Below are 16,665 nucleotides of genomic sequence, written 5' to 3'. Positions count from 1 at the left end.
ACAATTTTACATTACGTTGTAAAATTAGATGGGGAAGCAAAGTGTGACTTTACTAAGCTTATACTAGAAAAAACAAGGAATTGGCAAATACGGCAAATAAGGATGGCAATACACCACTTCATCAATTGCTCCAGCATATAGAAGAAAAGGGTAAAAAATCTTCATTAAGATATAAAATACAAAATATAGTTAAAAAAGATTTTAGAGCTACTAGTAGGTACAAAGTCTTAAAGCTACTATTGGAAAATGGTGCTGATATTAGCAAAAAAGACGGCAGAGGTAATAATGTTCTACACTATATTGCTTCATTTAAAGGAGAGCAAAAAGTTGCATGCCTGGAATTGACTCTAGGTAAAGATGAATTTAGTAACGCTATAAATGCCACCAATGATAAAGGGCAAACACCTCTTCACCAGTTGCTTCAGCATATAAAAGAAAAGAATGAGGATCGATCATGTACAGATAGAAAGTTTGAAAAAACAAATAGGTATAAAGCCTTAGAGTTATTTCTACAAAATGGTGCTGATATTACTGCTCAGGATAAAGAAGGGAATAATGCTCTGCACTGTATTGCTTCATTCAAGGGAGAACAAAAAGTTGTATGTTTGGAGTTAATATTAAGAAAAATATCTGAAAATCAATTAAGAGATGCTGCAAATGCAGCTAATAGGAAAGGCAATACACCCCTAGAATTGGCACTAAAGAAAAGAGCAAAAAAAGGAAGTATCGAATACCTATCGCAAGAAACAATTTTTGATTTGGTAGCTAATTATGATAATACGACAAAGTTTTGTGTAGCATTATTACAAAAAGGTGCTAATTATGATTCTTTGTGGTTAGAAGATCCAGAATTCCATACTAAAAAGTACTATTTAGCTCTACGAGATCTAAAAGATTATTCAGGAACTCCACAAAAAGCACAGGAGAAAGCTAAAGAATTAAAAGAGCAGCTTGAGGAAAAATATCACTGTGGAACTGCTTCAAAAAAATGCAAGTCTGTCATCAAAAAGACAGGCTCTGCTATAAGAGAAGGAGCATCTGCTACGGGAAAAGCACTATCTGCTTTTGGAAAGTACGTGGATCCAGCAAATAGGACCCGTGAATTGTTAACAATCACAGTAACGGTTACTGTAATTGCAATAGCAGCATTTGCATTTTTTCAGGGTCAGGTTGGAATTGGAGCAGCTATTCCTATCATATCTGTTGCTGGAGTTATATGTCTTACTTTAACTTTAGGATTTAGTGGTATTAAGAAGCTTTTTGAAAATTCAACTAGTGAAGCGAAGAACCTCATTAACAATGATCAACAAAAGTCATCAGATCAACCAGAACATAAAAATCCTCCAAATTCTCAAATGAGTGACACGCATAGTGAGCCTCACAAGGAACCGCATAAGCGTACAGTGTAACTAATAAACTCTCTTCTCTGGCACTATGAAATCAATCTCATCGCTTAGAGTTTTTTCAGCAACTTTCTTATAATCAATTTTTACATTAATTTGGCCTTTCTTTTCTTCGAGCCACGCTATGGTGTGCTTCATCCAGTTTTTGTCATCACGCTTGGGAAAATCCTCACGAGCATGGGCACCTCTGCTTTCTTCGCGATTGGCCGCGCATTCCATAGTAATAACTGCTTGTGGGATCATGTTGGCAAGTTCCAGTGCTTCAACTAAATCACTGTTCCATATCATACTGCGATCTTCAATTGCAATATCAGGCATCATTTTTGCTACTTCTTTTACAGCTTTTTTTACCTTCTTCTAAAACTTCAGCAACATGGACCACTGATGCATATTTTTGCATGGTGTGTTGCATTTCGCTGCGTATCTTCGATACTCTGAACTCTCCAGAGACAAATTGCATTTTATTAAACCTAGCTACTATCCAATCTGTGCAATCTGAGTGCAATTTTTTATGTGGCACGTTGGGCTTTATCTTCTCTTTTGCTCTGAGCGCTGCAGCTCTACCAAAAACCACAAGATCAAGAAGCGAGTTAGAACCAAGCCGATTTGCACCGTGCACAGAAACACATGCTGCCTCTCCAATTGCAAATAATCCTTCTACCACTTCTTCTTTACCTTTTTTCAATGTGATCACTTCTCCGTAATAATTGGTTGAAATACCGCCCATATTGTAGTGAACGGTTGGAATAACCGGTATTGGATCTTTAGTAACGTCGACTCCTGCAAAGGTCCTTGCGGTTTCGCTAATGCCTGGAAGTCTCAGTTTTATTACTTCCGGATCAAGGTGTGCTATAGTTAAATACATATGATCTTTTTTCGGTCCAACACCTCTGCCTTCCCTGATTTCAATTGTTACTGCACGACTTACCACATCACGAGAAGCTAAATCTTTTGCTTTTGGCGCGTAACGTTCCATGAACCTTTCGCCCTGAGAGTTAACAAGGTACCCCCCTTCACCGCGACATCCTTCTGTCATCAAGCACCCTGAGCCATATATTCCTGTTGGGTGAAATTGCACAAATTCCATATCTTCAAGTGGCAATCCAGCTCTCACCACCATACCATTACCGTCACCTGTGCAGGTATGTGCACTGGTTGCAGAGAAATAAACACGTCCATATCCACCTGTTGCCAATACCACCGAATGTGCGCGAAATTTATGCAATGTGCCGTCGCATAGTGACCAAGCAATAACTCCGCAGCATGCTCCGGTTTCATTATCCATGATTAAATCAATTACAAAGTATTCAACAAAGAATTCAGCGTTGAATTTAAGACATTGCTGATATAGAGTGTGAAGAATTGCATGCCCAGTTTTGTCTGCTGCTGCACAAGTACGCTGAGCAGATTTTCCTCTACCAAAATGAGTAGTCATTCCACCAAAGGGACGTAGATATATTTTGCCATCCTCAGTACGAGAAAAAGGTACACCAAAATTTTCAAGCTCAATCACAGCTTTAGCCGAGCCAGTCTGAGCCTTTTATTGTGTCATACGCATGCCAGCGCCAATCATCTTCGCCAATATTACCCAAAGCTGCACTGATTCCGCCTTGTGCTGCAACTGTATGACTGCGTGTTGGAAAGATTTTAGAGATACAAGCAACTGAAAAATTAGTTGCAGCCATTCCAAGTGTTGCTCTGAGTCCTGCTCCACCTGCACCTACTACCACTACATCATACTCATGTTCTACAATCTCATACGCTGATTTATCCATATTTGCTTATTTATAACTACAGGCTTATGATACCACAGAAGTGGAAAAAATCTATATAAGTTTTCCAGGTCTTGTCGACATTAAAAATATATTGGCATAAACTAATGAGAGCGAAAATCAACCCATAGGTGGCAGATTTTATGCTCGGAAAGCATTATACATATCTGTTGTGGCCGTCACACCAAAAAATGAAAGCAGCATTTAGTTGACTCCGGCAAAGCTGCTAAAGTTGCTGTAATGAGAAAAATCATCATTTGTTTAAATCCCATTATAAAAAGTAATAATTTTTATCTTGATGTTCAAGACGGTAGATCTTAGCACTGGGACGACATCTCTCTTAAAATGTAACTAACCTAAATTACAAATATTAAGAAATTTACTAAAGCAGGAAAAAAGGCAAAAGAATCCCCGTGGTGGTTGGCTATTTTCTATGTACCTCAAATATCGGCGTTTTTATCCTAAACGCTAGGGTTCAGTCGCTTTTATGCAGCTAATCTAACGTTAAGAAATTTACTAAAGCAGGAAAAAAGGCAAAGAAACCCCGCGGTAGCTAGTCATTCACGTTCTCCTTGTCAATTTGACGTTTTCTACTGTCTTAAACGACTTATAAGCGTGTTTCAGCTTATATAGGTAAAAACCCAGAAAATTTACAAAGACATAAGGTGCACATAGTGCAAAAATTTAAACATGATACGCCAAATACCCTAAGTTTTTTGTCGTTAACCTGCACAGATTGCAAAGATAAATAAAATAGCTTCAGTATCATTATAATTGGGTTGGCGGGGGTTGTCAAGGAGTTTTTATGCTAGTTAGCTACTTGGTTTCTCAAGTCGTAATGTTTGTACAGTTGTGCATCAGAATCTTCCATATACATCATCCAACCTCACTATGTCATTATCAGATAAAAGCTCCCCTATTTGAAATTCAACTATCTCAAGTGGAAAGCTTGCGCTTCTATTTTCGATCTTATGAGAAACTTTTCTTGGGATTTCTACCACGTAATTTGTCGCTATAGCACGTGTTTTGTTGCCTAAATTCACATATCCAACTCCTGACAGCACTATATGGTATTCATCTCTATAGTGATGGAATTGCTTGGATGTGCAACTTAATGGGTTCATAAAAAGATATTTTATAAGAAAATTTTCGCCCATTAAAATTACGCTATAAAACCCCCATGGCTTGGCTTCTTTTCTTATTGGCTTCGCTTCCTTAACTCTATTAACAAACGGTATTAGGCTCTTATTTGGCCGTTTATAAATTCTACCTAGTGAATTTTTTGTATCACTTTCTGTTGTCAAAACTGGCTCTTTTTTTTCGGTTACATGCTGGAATGACAGCAGTTTTTTACTAAATCTCCTACTTAATTCTAAAACTGAATTCCAAGTTCCAACATCCATCCAATCGAAATTAGCTTCTATCATTGCAACGTTTCTTGCTCTTTCCATCACTAAATAATCAATAGATATATCTTCAACTCCTTGAAAATCTTGTTGTTTTAAATAAAAAAGTTTATCTTGTGGTGTGAAATGTTTCACACTTGCAAGACATAAATTATAAAGACGCGGGGCAGATTTTTTGATTTCATCCATATAGCGCTTTGCTTTAAACACGAATATGCCAGAGTTCCAATAATGATCATTTCCTAACTCATGCCCAGGTTTTTCTGTGAAATTTTTCACTGTATGATATTTTTTTTCTTGGTCATAAACTGTATTAATATAGCCGTACTCAGGATTGAATTCATGAGGCTCTACTCCAAAAGTGACTATAGAGTTGGTTTTAGAGGCTATTTGAGATGCTTTTTGAGCAGAAGCGTAAAAATTATTCAAATCACCTATAAAGTGGTCTGAAGGTAGAATCAACATTATCTCATTTTCATCACAGAGAAGTACAGCAATTAATATTGCCGCTGCTGTCCCGATTTTTACCGGTTCAAAAATTACTTTATACCCTTGCAACGCATGTAACTCTTCCATCACTAATGACTCATACTGCATATTCGTAGTAATTATGGGTGGCACATAATCACTTTTTAGCCTCAATAAAGTATTCTGAAACATAGTGTTATTGCTAAGTATTTTTTGAAATTGCTTCGGTTTAGACAAAGGCCAAAGCCTACTGCCACTACCACCACATAGTATTACAGGGCGCATTTGGTTAAGATATTAAACTAAATAATTAATATCTTATACTAAGGATAAGATGCATGCAAGTTTTTGTTGTAAAATGATTAAATAGAGGTGGGTATCAATTTAAAGTAACAGTCAGTTAGAACGGGTGTATGTAGAGCCTTCCTCTCGCTGTGAGTTCCTTTCACTTAGTACTGTATTAACATGAGTATTGTTACTTTCCCGATCTTTATGTCCAGCTATCCTTTCATTATTTTCGTTTTGCAACTTCTCCTCGCTTTTTTCAATGCCTGGTTTTCTGGATTTATCTATACTTTCACTACTTTTACTCGACTTCTTTTCCAAGTCTTGCTCAATACCTGGCCTCCTAGCGTCAAGCTCTTTCCATGTGCCTACTATACTACGCGGGTTATGATTCTTTTGCTCCGGCTTTAGCCTTTCTCTACCTTTGATAACATTAAAATCACTCTTTACTTCTTCCCAACACTCTTTCAATTGGTGTTTCCACATAGTCCAATAAGCATCACCATACTTTTCTTTATTTGCTACAAATGCACAAATCGGAAGTTTTAGCAAAGTAGCCCCTATATTCACTAAGTTCTTCACTGCTACTGCAGGGGTGAATAAAAGATAACTAAGAGACTTTACAATTGGATTTTGTTTGCCTATTAAATATTCCCCAAATTTTACAGGAGCAAAGGTTAGCAATTTAGCACAAACTTTAGCTAAGCTTGTGACGAAAACAATAGGAACAGATATAAGGCTCTTATCTAGCTCTAGATTGCCATTTTGATCTCTAACTTCAGAAAAACTAGTGTTTAATTTCTTGTAATCACTAGTGTATAACAATTCTCCATTTCTTCCTTTTTCATTGACAACTTCCTGAATTTTTCCTTCTTCATTTTTTTCCTTTTTGGTTAGCACAGAAGAGAGGGTTAGTTTAAATGGATATTGAGAACCCTTGGTCTTTTGAGCTTCAAAAACTGGCAAATGTTTTTCAAGATCTATTTTTGAAAACTTAAATGGTTTATAAAATCTACGATAATCACTAACCTCGCGCCTATCTTTACTAACTAAAAATTCAATAGTAAAGTAAGATCTGTTATCAATTTCCTTAACCAAAGTTAGATTAAACACGTGTCCATTATATGCAAGTTGGTATTCTGGGTTTCCCTTTTCATCTTTTACAAGCTTTCCATTGCTATCTTTTTGTTCTATAATTCTTCCAGACTCTACAATCTGATCATAATTTTTTGGATATTGACATTTCCTTCCATTATATGTCATTACCTTCCTGAGGTCTTTGACATAAACTTGAGATTCCGGTGAAGTAAATAGATCCTTCGTTTTTAGCGTAAGGTCCGTTCCCCATTTTTTCAATGTTCCCAACATGTTACTAAACCAAAATCACAATGCTATAGCTCAATAATAGAACTAGTACACTAATAATATATTAACATATAACTGGCGATTTTACAAGAAAATATGTCTGTAAAAGAAAAAAATTGTAAAGGCAAGAGCTATATAAGTGATGCTTGATAAGTACTTTATACATGTAATCGTAAAAATTCTCAGAGGTACACTGTGTATATAATCCTCACACACCACCTGCATCCCAAGAACTGCATGCCAAAAAATACAAAATAGTAATACAACAAAAAATAAAAGCTCTAATGGATGATTAATAGCCTGAAATAATCTTTCATTAAAAGATAAAGGACTGCCGGTATAAAATACACAAGAAAACGAATAGATAAACCAAGGAAATAAAAATAGTAAAATTACTGCAAAAACGCGCTGAACCCACCAATGATGCACTGAATTTCCAGATTGACTCATATAAACATAAATAAAAAAGCTACAGTAGAAAGAAGTAACATTACTGTCAGCAGCATAGCACTTTTTGAAACACCAGTAATTTCTAAATTAAGCCCAGCATCCCATAGTAAGTGACGAATACCATTAAAAAAATGATATAGAAAGCTTACAAAGCATAAAATATAAGCTAACTTAGCAGTAGGAGTAAATAATAACACATTTAAGTACTTTACTATAAATAGCTCAGGGAAATAAACATATAATATGAAATGCCAAGAAAGCACCATTAACAAAAGAAATAGCAAGATGCCAGTTAACCTGTGTATAATAGAAAAAAAACTAGTAATTTGTACTTTATATATTTGTAAATGTGGAGAAAGAGGCCTATCACTCATAAAATTCCATTATTGGGAAATTAAAATAAAGTAGAAGTAAAGACAGCAATATAGTGCACCACAGCACCACTATTAAAAGTAGTGAGGATACACAAAGCCTAAGGAGGTAATCCAGCTGCAGATTCCCCTACTGCTACCTTGTTACGACTTCACCCCAGTCACTGATCCCACTTTAAATAACTCCCTCCTTGCGGTTAGGTCGTTAGCTTCGAGTGAAACCAATTCCCATGGCGTGACGGGCAGTGTGTACAAGACCCGAGAACGTATTCACCGTGGCATGCTGATCCACGATTACTAGCGATTCCAACTTCATGCACTCGAGTTGCAGAGTACAATCCGAACTGAGATGGCTTTTAAGGGATTAGCTTAGCCTCGCGACTTTGCAGCCCATTGTAGCCACCATTGTAGCACGTGTGTAGCCCACTCCATAAGGGCCATGATGACTTGACATCATCCCCACCTTCCTCCAGTTTATCACTTGCAGTTTCCTTAAAGTGCTCAGCATTACCTGATGGCAACTAAGGATGAGGGTTACGCTCGTTGCGGGACTTAACCCAACATCTCAAGACACGAGCTGACGACAGCCATGCAACACCTGTGTGAAATTCGGCCGAACCGACCCTATTATTTCAAATAGGTATAATTTCCATGTCAAGGAGTGGTAAGGTTTTTCGCGTTGCATCGAATTAAACCACACGTTGTGCGGGTCCCGGTCAATTCCTTTGAGCTTTAATCTTGCGACCGTAGTTCCCAGGCGGAATGTTTAACGCGTTAGCTGTAATACAGAAAGTAAACTTCCCATATTTACCATTCATCGTTAACAGCGTGGACTACCAGGGTATCTAATCCTGTTTGCTCACCACGCCTTCGCGCCTCAGCGTCAGATTTGAACCAGATAGACGTCTTTGCCACTGGTGCTCCTCCTAATATTTACGAATTCCACCTCTACACTAGGAATTCCTCTATCCTCTTTCAATCTCTAAGTTAGCAGTTTTAAAAGCAATTCCAAAGTTAATCTCTGGGATTTCACTTTTAACTTACTAACCAGCCTACGCGCTCTTTACGCCCAATAATTCCCAAATACGCTATCCCTCTCCGTATTATCGCGGCTGCTGACACGGAGTTAGCCAGGACTTCTTCTGTGTGTACCGTCATTATCTTCCTCACTGGAAGAGCCTTACAACCCAAAGGCCTTCTTCACTCATGCGGCAAGGCTGGATCAGGCTTTCGCTCATTGTCCAATATTCCCCACTGCTGCCTCCCGTAGTAGTCTGGACCGTATCTCAGTTCCAGTGTGGCTGATTATCCTCTCAGATCAGCCATAGATCATCGTCTTGGTAAGCCATTACCCTACCAACTAGCTAATCTAATATAGGCTCATCTAATAGTAATAAATTTTTCCCCCGTGGGGGGGCGTATACAGTATTAGTTGCCGTTTCCAACAATTATTCCGTACTACTAGGTAGATTCCTATACATTACTCACCGTCTGCCACTAAGTTATACTATAGCAAGCTACAATATAACTCCGTTCAACTTGTGTTAGGCCTGCCGCCAGCGTTCATTCTGAGCCAGGATCAAACTCTCAAATTTAGACTTCAACCTATAAATGGTTGAGGGTACATCGGATAAATCCGATAAAATAATATTTAGCTTTATATTGGTGTCTTTATTTCTACTTTAGAAATATTTTAATCTCCAACTATTCAAACAACTTTGAGAACATTATTATTGCGATATAATCACAATGTCAATACGTTTTTGCAAATCAAAAAGCATTAATATATAAATATATATCTATTGAAGACATTAAAATGAATAAATATATCTTTCTACTTGTATTGATACCAGCATTAGCTGGCGTCACATTGTACACATTGCGTAATATTGATAACACAAAACGATCTGCAACTGCAGGCAATAAGTTTTATAAAGTGTTATTCTCCCAAAAAGATAGTAAGTTATTGGAAGAAATAGGCTCAAACTGGAAGTATTTAGCAAACTTTGAACGTGCATCTAATCATATCTTAAATTCAATGCCAAAAGACGCAGCATCTATTTATAGTGATATGGTAGATAATGAAGCTGTTCCTAATGTTTTGCGTGAATTAGCACAATATTTAGAAGTAATGAGTTTGGTTTATCATGGTGAACCAATAAATGACGATAAAATCAATAATTTAGAATCAAGCACAATGTACCCTTATTCAAGCAAAGAAGTTATTGCTATGATAAAGATACATAATGATGACATTAAAGGTGCAATTGAAATATTGCACTCACTACTCAATGACAGAAAATGCCCTGCTCCAATAAAAGCCAATGCACAAGAATTACTCTGGATATATGGAACTCATTAGACTTCTTGCATAGCTTTTGCTGGATGAAACAAAGATATCACTTGACAACCCCCGCCAATCTTATTACCATGATACAGAAGGTATTCAGTTATCTTCATCTGTGCAGATTAAATGACAGCAGTATAACGAGATTGGGGTCTTATTTTTTATTTTTGCAATATGTGCACCTTATGTCTTTATAAAATTCATCTAGATTTCTAGGGTTTTGCCTAAACATGCTGAAACGCGCTTATAAGTCGTTTAAGACAGTATAGTACGCCAATTTGCAGGATTAGAGAGTGAGCATCTTCTAACTCGGGATTCTATTGCCTTTGTTTCTGTTTAGTAATTTTTTTAATATTTAAACTAAGGTCTGGTGCAGTTTAAAAGTCGCTAAATTGCAGCATTTAAGACTTAAAAAACGCCAATACTGGAAATAAATAATGACCAGGGTTTCTTTTGCCTTTTTTTTTCGATTTAGTAAATTTATTAAATATTTAGATTAATTGCAATCATGGAACGGGTAGAAAGGCAGCACTCTTATGATGTCATCCCAGTGTCGGGGCTACTTGAATGACAGGAGAAGGGAGCATTTTGACTAGTGCCAGCCTTGCATTTGTTATATAAGTAAATCTCTAAAGTCCAGGCCAGTAGATGGAAACATCGTATGTGACACTATGTAAGCACCAACTCCAGCTATCAACAAGGTCTTTATTCTTATCTACCAACTCAAGTTGTGATACTCTTCGTTTAGCTCAAAATGGAATATAATTAAAACTTTACATACATTAAGAATAAAAACCTAACCAACTAAGTATTCTTACTCTTGACGTATTTTGAACTTCAGTACTAGGTTTATCTGGTACATCTTCCTTATTTACAAAAACAAAATCTTCTTCATGAAACAACTCATGTGTTATTTTCGCCAGCGTCGTCAAATCTTTTCCTCCGTAGCATAGAGAAAGAGCTGCATATTGTCTATCATTTACAGGCTGACCATTATTAACAAATTTAATAAAACCAGATATTCTTTCTTCTAACTCTCTTAAGTTTTCCACTAATTGCTTTTCCGCTGGTAGCGTTATGATACACTCTTTGTCCTCTAACACCGCTTCTTCTGAAATATTACCAGAATTGTTAACAAAGTTGCGTGTTATTTCTTCTAGTTTTATTAAGTCCGTTTCTGCCTTGTATAGATTCAAAGCTGGATTCTGTTCATCACCTACAAACTGATTGTACTCATCAGAATATTTAATAAACTTATGTATTATCTCTTTTAGTTTTTTTAAATTATTTATTTCTATGTTATACATACTTACTCCTAACTTATTGATTAATTATATACATAAAACACTTAATATGCAATCTTTTCTTAAATATTTAAACTTATTTTTGAGTTGATGTTAGCTTAATACTTAAGTCCTACCATAATTTTAAAAGAGACTTAGAATTACTTATAAAAATAAATCTTATGGAAAGCAAAGCTAAGGCTAGGCAACTTGGTTGTTATATTTAGCAACATGCAGATAATCTGTGCCTTTATGAACATAGATAACTTGCTGAAGAGCTTGTCTATTTTACAACAAACTTAATAAAACTAAAAAATGTCGCTATATTACATGAATCTGATTTTATTTAGAATAGCTGAAAATTTCGAATTTTTAGTGAAGAGTAGTGAATTTTTTTACTTAAATATAGGTGTTCATTGACAGTTTTTATTATAAAAATACAATAATAAGCTATTGATATTATTGTATTTTCATTTCTAATCCATAGTTAGAGAACCATGCAAAATGAGTGTTACAACATTATTTTCATAAAGAAAATCTACAATTCTTTAGAAGATTTTCAGGTTCGATGTTGGTTGCGTTCTTACAACGAGGTAAGACCTCACTCTGGTAAATATTGCTATGTAAACATATTGCTATGTAAGCATATTGATATGTAAACATATTGCCTTTCAGAAAAACATTAGTAGCGTTAAACTAAACTCTGATTCTAAGTCTTGTATTTTACAGAGGCTCACGTTAGGAATGTACGTTCAATTATTCATGGAGTTAAAAAGTCAGCATTACTTTTTGTTAGAAGTAATTTGTCGCGTAAAAACTCCATTGCTTCAACAGATCCCATAGGATTCAGTATCTTACGCAGCACCCATATTTTATTTAATATAGCCTTATCAATTAACAGCTCTTCCTTTCTAGTTCCAGATTTTGTGATGTCAATAGCTGGGAATATTCGCTTATCGGCAAGTTTTCTATCGAGTATAATTTCAGCATTACCCGTACCTTTGAACTCTTCGAAAATAACTTCATCCATCTTTGAACCAGTTTCTATAAGAGCAGTAGCAATTATTGTCAGAGAACCGCCATTTTCAATGTTGCGAGCCGCTCCAAAAAAGCGTTTCGGTCTTTGCAGCGCGTTTGAATCTACACCACCAGTTAGAACTTTTCCAGACGAAGGAATAACCGCATTGTAAGCACGCGCAAGACGGGTTATAGAGTCAAGCAGAATTACAACGTCCTTTTTATGCTCAACCATTCTTTTAGCTTTTTCTATTACTATTTCAGCAAGTTGTACGTGACGGTAAGCAGGTTCATCAAATGTGGAGCTTACTACTTCACCCTTTACGGAGCGCATCATATCTGTCACTTCCTCGGGTCTTTCATCTATGAGCAGCACTATTAATTCTATTTCAGGATGATTCGTAGCTATAGAATGAGCCATCTGCTGGAGTAATATAGTTTTTCCTGTGCGAGGTGGAGCGACTATTAACGCTCTTTGTCCTTTTCCAAGAGGTGCAACTATATCTACAGCACGCATGTTTATATCTTTTTTATTATCTCCACTGGTGTTGTTTTCAAGAATCAAACTCTCCTCAGCATAAAGAGGAAGCAAATTATCAAAGTGAACGTACTTTCTGAGTTCACTTACTTCAGTAGAGTTTATACTTTGGACTTTAGTTAAAGTAAAATATCTTTCCTTATCACCAGGTGGCCTTATTTCTCCGCATATCATATCCCCTGTACGCAAGTTAAACTTTTTTATCTGCCCATTGGAAATGTAAACATCATCGGTACTTGGAGCATAATTTGCACTTGCTGAACGTAAAAAACCGAAACCATCAGGTAATATTTCTACTATCCCACTTCCTGTAGTAATACCTCCTTCTTCGCTCATTTTCTTCATTAAGCTGAATATCATTTCCTGCTTCAGCATTCTGCCGTTACCCTTACCATTAGTTGAGATTTTTCTTTCTTCGGCTAGATCCAATAATTCCTCTGCTGTTTTTTTTCTCAGTTCGCTCAGATCTAGTGTTTTTCTGTTTTCTTTCACACCTTCATTCGTTGTTTTGTTTATCATATCATTATTGGAAATTTGCTCACTTTTTTCTACTGATTCTGGTCCAGTTGTAACCTTTTCTTTTGCTAAAACATCTTCATTGATTGTTGTCATAATCCTCCAAAAATTTTAATTGATGCTTACTAATCTAAAACGTGACTACAAGATAATAAATTAGGCTGGTGGAAGTATTAAACTCAATTTCTATTAAGCTACATACTTTACCTAATATTATACCAATAAATACTAGCAAGTCAAGTTAATTTAATATTAATAAGATATGAGAAACAGTTCAAAAACTTTAATAATTTTCCTTAATGTTTTTTAACCTTTCTAGTTTCTCTTCTTTTATTTTTGCTTTTTCTATTTCTGCTTCTAAATTCTCTTGACTACATAAGCCGAGCAATACGGGATCTTGAGGTTTTATATTTTGCATATTGTAATGAGATCCATCCCTTACTTGCTCTACCGTATAATTTGTTGTGCTGATTAGTTTAGCTATAACATTGTTGTCCAAAATAGGAAACTTTTTTATTAAATAATAAACCGCATCAGGCTTATCCCTACGCCTTGCCACGGAAGCAATGTTACCGATTGATTTACTTCTTTTCTTTAAATTTTTTGCAATCAAACTTGGGATACGATTTGGATTTTTTTTACAGTTATCAATTTCTTTTTCAGTTATTATTCCAAAAATAATAGGATTAAATCTTTCGATATCTATTTCTTCATCGGCTATATCTTGCACTTCTTCAAGAGATAACTTACAACACTGCGCTATTTGATTAAAAGTTAAAGCAGTATTATCCACTAGCCAAGCGGCTATTTGCATGAGAAACTGTTTATTTTTATTATTATTGCCTTTAGAAAGTTCTTTCGACATCAGATCCCAATTTTAAATATTCTTTGTTGTTACGTAGAGCCAGAATATAAGCTATTAAAGTTAAAAAAGCATTAATTTTTGTCACTAAATGACTTCTTCGTTTTTAATTTGATTACGTATATTTTAAGTGGCTTAAAAGAATATTGCCTCTCTTTAAGGTACAATACTTAAGCACGTATTTCTGTTTGAAAAAGAATAAATTTTGAACTCAATATATTATACGTAATAGCTAGTAGATTTACAAGGACTAAGTTTTCGCTATAATTAATCACTAATTAACTTTTACGTTTATGAGTGTTAAAAATTTTTTCACCAAAGTGACCGTTGTCATTTTGGCTTGTTTATTGATCTTTATGGGAGTTGGCAACCTACTATCAGATGATAAAGAAGAAGTAGCTAGAGTTGGAAAAGAAGTTATAACATTAGATGAATATAAATCATTATATCAAAGTTATGAAAAGCAGATTTCTGGATCTGCTTTTAGTAAAGAACAAGTGAAAAGGTTGAAGTATGATTTACTTAATGCACTCATAGAGCAAAAACTATTGTTTAATCTCATTAGTAATCTGGGGTTGACAGTTGGGGAAGAGTCTATAAAGGGCCACATTAAAAACACCAAGTACTTCCAAGACGATAAAGGAGAATTTGATAAAGAGAAATTTTACGAGACGCTAAATAGTCTGCATATGACAGAGGAAGACTATTTAGCAAAGCTGGAAACAATTCTACCTGCAATGATGTTTATGACCTCATTATTTAAGGATAATTATCCAGTAACCTTTGGTGAAAAAATTGATAAGCAGATATATAAAAATCGCTACCAAACCAGGGTAGTTGATGTTATTAAAATAACTAAAGATGCAGTTACAAACATCCCTGAACCAGATGATCAAACCCTACTTGACTTGTATGAAAAAAATCAGCCACGTTTTTACTACCCTGAATATCGAGCTGCGCAATATATTTCTTTAGACCAAAAATATTTTGAAGACCAAATTCAGATCTCAGATGAAGAGATTAACAATATAATAGAACAACAGGAACTTAAAGATCAAAGAGATATATTTAACATAATATTTCATACTAAAGAAGAGGCCGAAACGGCAAAAAAAGCATTTGAGGAAGGCAAAGTAAGCTTTGAGCAGATAGTAGAAGAGTTTGGTAAAACAAAACTTGAGGAAACCAGGGTAAATAATATAACCAAGGATTTCCTGCCGGAGGATATGAAAGAAAAGGTATTTACTCTCAAAGCAGGTGAAGTAAGCGAAATTTTAGCGAGCAATTTTGGTTGGCATATAATAAAAGTAGAAAATGCGCATCAAATCTCTGATGAGAACTTAACTGACTTAAGAAAAGACATACAGACAATTTCAACCAACCAAAAGTCTTTTGAAAAAGTCAATGATTTCATAAATCAAGTAAATTACAAGGTATACAATGGTGCAACGATTGAGGAAATATCCAGTGAATACAATTTGCCTATACAAACCATTGGTCCGGTAGATGCGAGTGGAAAAGATCAAAGTGGTAATAGTGTGGGAAATTCTAATGATTTGATTTCCTTCATCTTTTCGCGAGAAAAAGACCAAAAAGGTTATTTTAAAGGCGTTGGGGATGCCGTTGTCAACGTAAAAATCACCGATATTATTCCACCTAAGCTACAAGGTTTTGAAGAAGGCAAGGCATCAGTGGTAGACCTTTGGCGTAATGGGTTTATAAAAGAACAAATGTTTAAGATTGGACGAGAAATTGCAGCTCAACTAAAAGAAAAAGCAGATTTTGAAAAAACTCAAGGTGTAGCGCTAATTAAAGGTCAGCAGATATACCGCAATGAGATTGAACGACAAAATTATCCTTTTTCTTTTATAGAAGAGGTTTTTAATATGAAGACAACTGATTCGGTGACAGACCCTATTCAATATGATAATGACATTATAATAGGTGTTCTAAAAGAAATGTATTCATCAAGTGGTAATTTAAACACATTTGATACTGGAAAACACGTGATGATATCGCTAAAAGAGCAATTAATTAGTTATCTAGAATCAGAATATAAGGTCGAAGTTAACCACGCTATACTTGATGGTGTATAGTTACTAAAACGCATGCAATATAACCATTGTAGTTTTAGCTTACCAGAAGGGCAGACACCAGGGCCCAGTGTAGGCTATTGACTTTTAACACAACTGCTTAAATCATAACTATACGCTGCTGGCATTCAACCCTCACTATACACTAAATTCATATCTTATCATATTCGGACTATTAGGAAAAGGGCTATACATTGGGTAGAGAACAAGTTTACATATTTTTTTCCACGCTATAATTTATTTCCAGAAGTTGGAGTTAAAGGGAGAAAAATCCCTGGAACTAATACAAGGGTTAAGTATTTTACTTTAGATGAACAGACTGACCAAACGAGATTCATTGGCGAGGAAGATGGAGAACTAAGGTTATACAACTTAGCAGGTAATACTAATTTTTACAAATAATGAGGCAAATAATTAACAGAACAGATAGTTTTGAACAAGGTTTCCGTAATATTACAAATAAACTTACAAACAGTATCTTCGAGTAAA

The 16,665-nt window shown here is 35.4% G+C and carries 10 protein-coding genes, 1 rRNA gene and 3 pseudogenes; 5 read left to right on the top strand and 9 right to left on the bottom strand.

Going from position 1 to position 16,665, the window contains the following annotated elements:
- Positions 1 to 80 precede the first annotated feature (80 nt).
- On the top strand, positions 81 to 1,409 hold the full coding sequence (locus tag HET73_RS02065) for an ankyrin repeat domain-containing protein (protein ID WP_174133950.1): 1,329 nt from the start codon (positions 81 to 83) through the stop codon (positions 1,407 to 1,409).
- Here the strand turns inward: HET73_RS02065 and sdhA are convergent.
- Positions 1,410 to 3,178 (bottom strand): annotated as a pseudogene (sdhA, locus tag HET73_RS02060) (succinate dehydrogenase flavoprotein subunit).
- Positions 3,179 to 3,287: 109 nt separating this feature from the next.
- On the opposite strand from sdhA, the pseudogene HET73_RS10075 reads away from it, so the two are divergent.
- A pseudogene (locus HET73_RS10075) lies at positions 3,288 to 3,496 on the top strand (IS110 family transposase); the annotation flags it as partial.
- A gap of 536 nt (positions 3,497 to 4,032) precedes the next feature.
- On the opposite strand, the gene HET73_RS02055 reads toward HET73_RS10075, so the two are convergent.
- The 5 genes from HET73_RS02055 to HET73_RS02035 all read right to left on the bottom strand — a co-directional run bounded on the left by HET73_RS02055 (position 4,033) and on the right by HET73_RS02035 (position 9,115).
- Positions 4,033 to 5,334, bottom strand: a complete 1,302-nt coding sequence (locus tag HET73_RS02055; protein WP_174133949.1) for a sugar phosphate nucleotidyltransferase — start codon at positions 5,332 to 5,334, stop codon at positions 4,033 to 4,035.
- A 111-nt stretch (positions 5,335 to 5,445) separates the two neighbouring features.
- Positions 5,446 to 6,702 carry a hypothetical protein gene (locus HET73_RS02050; protein ID WP_174132935.1) on the bottom strand — a complete coding sequence of 419 codons (1,257 nt, stop codon included), beginning with the start codon at positions 6,700 to 6,702 and terminating at the stop codon, positions 5,446 to 5,448.
- Positions 6,703 to 6,783: 81 nt separating this feature from the next.
- Positions 6,784 to 7,149, bottom strand: a complete 366-nt coding sequence (gene sdhD, locus HET73_RS02045; RefSeq protein ID WP_174133948.1) for a succinate dehydrogenase, hydrophobic membrane anchor protein — start codon at positions 7,147 to 7,149, stop codon at positions 6,784 to 6,786.
- Positions 7,146 to 7,523: a succinate dehydrogenase, cytochrome b556 subunit gene (sdhC, locus tag HET73_RS02040; protein WP_174132933.1), complete on the bottom strand. Its 378-nt coding sequence runs from the start codon at positions 7,521 to 7,523 to the stop codon at positions 7,146 to 7,148. Before sdhC ends, sdhD begins: the two co-directional genes overlap by 4 nt.
- A 99-nt stretch (positions 7,524 to 7,622) precedes the next feature.
- Positions 7,623 to 9,115 (bottom strand): 16S ribosomal RNA (locus tag HET73_RS02035).
- 221 nt (positions 9,116 to 9,336) lie between these two features.
- On the opposite strand from HET73_RS02035, the gene HET73_RS02030 reads away from it, so the two are divergent.
- Positions 9,337 to 9,882 (top strand): hypothetical protein, encoded by a 546-nt coding sequence (locus HET73_RS02030; RefSeq protein ID WP_174133947.1) that lies wholly within the window; start codon positions 9,337 to 9,339, stop codon positions 9,880 to 9,882.
- A 767-nt stretch (positions 9,883 to 10,649) separates the two neighbouring features.
- Here the strand turns inward: HET73_RS02030 and HET73_RS02025 are convergent.
- A complete protein-coding gene (locus HET73_RS02025; protein ID WP_174133946.1) occupies positions 10,650 to 11,174 on the bottom strand; it encodes a hypothetical protein in 525 nt (174 codons plus the stop codon).
- Positions 11,175 to 11,641: 467 nt separating this feature from the next.
- On the opposite strand from HET73_RS02025, the pseudogene HET73_RS07825 reads away from it, so the two are divergent.
- Positions 11,642 to 11,858, top strand: a pseudogene (locus HET73_RS07825) (integrase core domain-containing protein); the annotation flags it as partial.
- Between the two features lie 52 nt (positions 11,859 to 11,910).
- On the opposite strand, the gene rho reads toward HET73_RS07825, so the two are convergent.
- Together rho and HET73_RS02015 are read right to left on the bottom strand one after the other, a co-directional pair.
- Positions 11,911 to 13,317 (bottom strand): transcription termination factor Rho, encoded by a 1,407-nt coding sequence (gene rho, locus HET73_RS02020; RefSeq protein WP_174133945.1) that lies wholly within the window; start codon positions 13,315 to 13,317, stop codon positions 11,911 to 11,913.
- Positions 13,318 to 13,504: 187 nt separating this feature from the next.
- Positions 13,505 to 14,086 carry a cell cycle transcriptional regulator TrcR gene (locus HET73_RS02015; RefSeq protein WP_174133392.1) on the bottom strand — a complete coding sequence of 194 codons (582 nt, stop codon included), beginning with the start codon at positions 14,084 to 14,086 and terminating at the stop codon, positions 13,505 to 13,507.
- Positions 14,087 to 14,376: 290 nt separating this feature from the next.
- On the opposite strand from HET73_RS02015, the gene HET73_RS02010 reads away from it, so the two are divergent.
- Entirely contained in the window at positions 14,377 to 16,179 is a 1,803-nt protein-coding gene (locus HET73_RS02010) for a peptidylprolyl isomerase (RefSeq protein ID WP_174133944.1), read from the top strand.
- The last annotated feature ends 486 nt before the right edge of the window (positions 16,180 to 16,665 follow it).

Source organism: Wolbachia endosymbiont of Atemnus politus, assembly GCF_013309895.1.
Note: the sequence above shows the minus strand (reverse complement) of the source record. Positions and strands in the feature narration are given on the sequence as shown.

Excerpts from the sequence above, each read along its gene's own strand:
- HET73_RS02030 (WP_174133947.1), top strand. The coding sequence starts at position 9,337 with ATGAATAAATATATCTTTCTACTTGTATTGATACCAGCATTAGCTGGC.
- HET73_RS02050 (WP_174132935.1), bottom strand. The coding sequence starts at position 6,702 with ATGTTGGGAACATTGAAAAAATGGGGAACGGACCTTACGCTAAAAACG.
- HET73_RS02025 (WP_174133946.1), bottom strand. The coding sequence starts at position 11,174 with ATGTATAACATAGAAATAAATAATTTAAAAAAACTAAAAGAGATAATA.
- HET73_RS02055 (WP_174133949.1), bottom strand. The coding sequence starts at position 5,334 with ATGCGCCCTGTAATACTATGTGGTGGTAGTGGCAGTAGGCTTTGGCCT.
- sdhC (WP_174132933.1), bottom strand. The coding sequence starts at position 7,523 with ATGAGTGATAGGCCTCTTTCTCCACATTTACAAATATATAAAGTACAA.
- HET73_RS02010 (WP_174133944.1), top strand. The coding sequence starts at position 14,377 with ATGAGTGTTAAAAATTTTTTCACCAAAGTGACCGTTGTCATTTTGGCT.
- HET73_RS02015 (WP_174133392.1), bottom strand. The coding sequence starts at position 14,086 with ATGTCGAAAGAACTTTCTAAAGGCAATAATAATAAAAATAAACAGTTT.
- rho (WP_174133945.1), bottom strand. The coding sequence starts at position 13,317 with ATGACAACAATCAATGAAGATGTTTTAGCAAAAGAAAAGGTTACAACT.
- sdhD (WP_174133948.1), bottom strand. The coding sequence starts at position 7,149 with ATGAGTCAATCTGGAAATTCAGTGCATCATTGGTGGGTTCAGCGCGTT.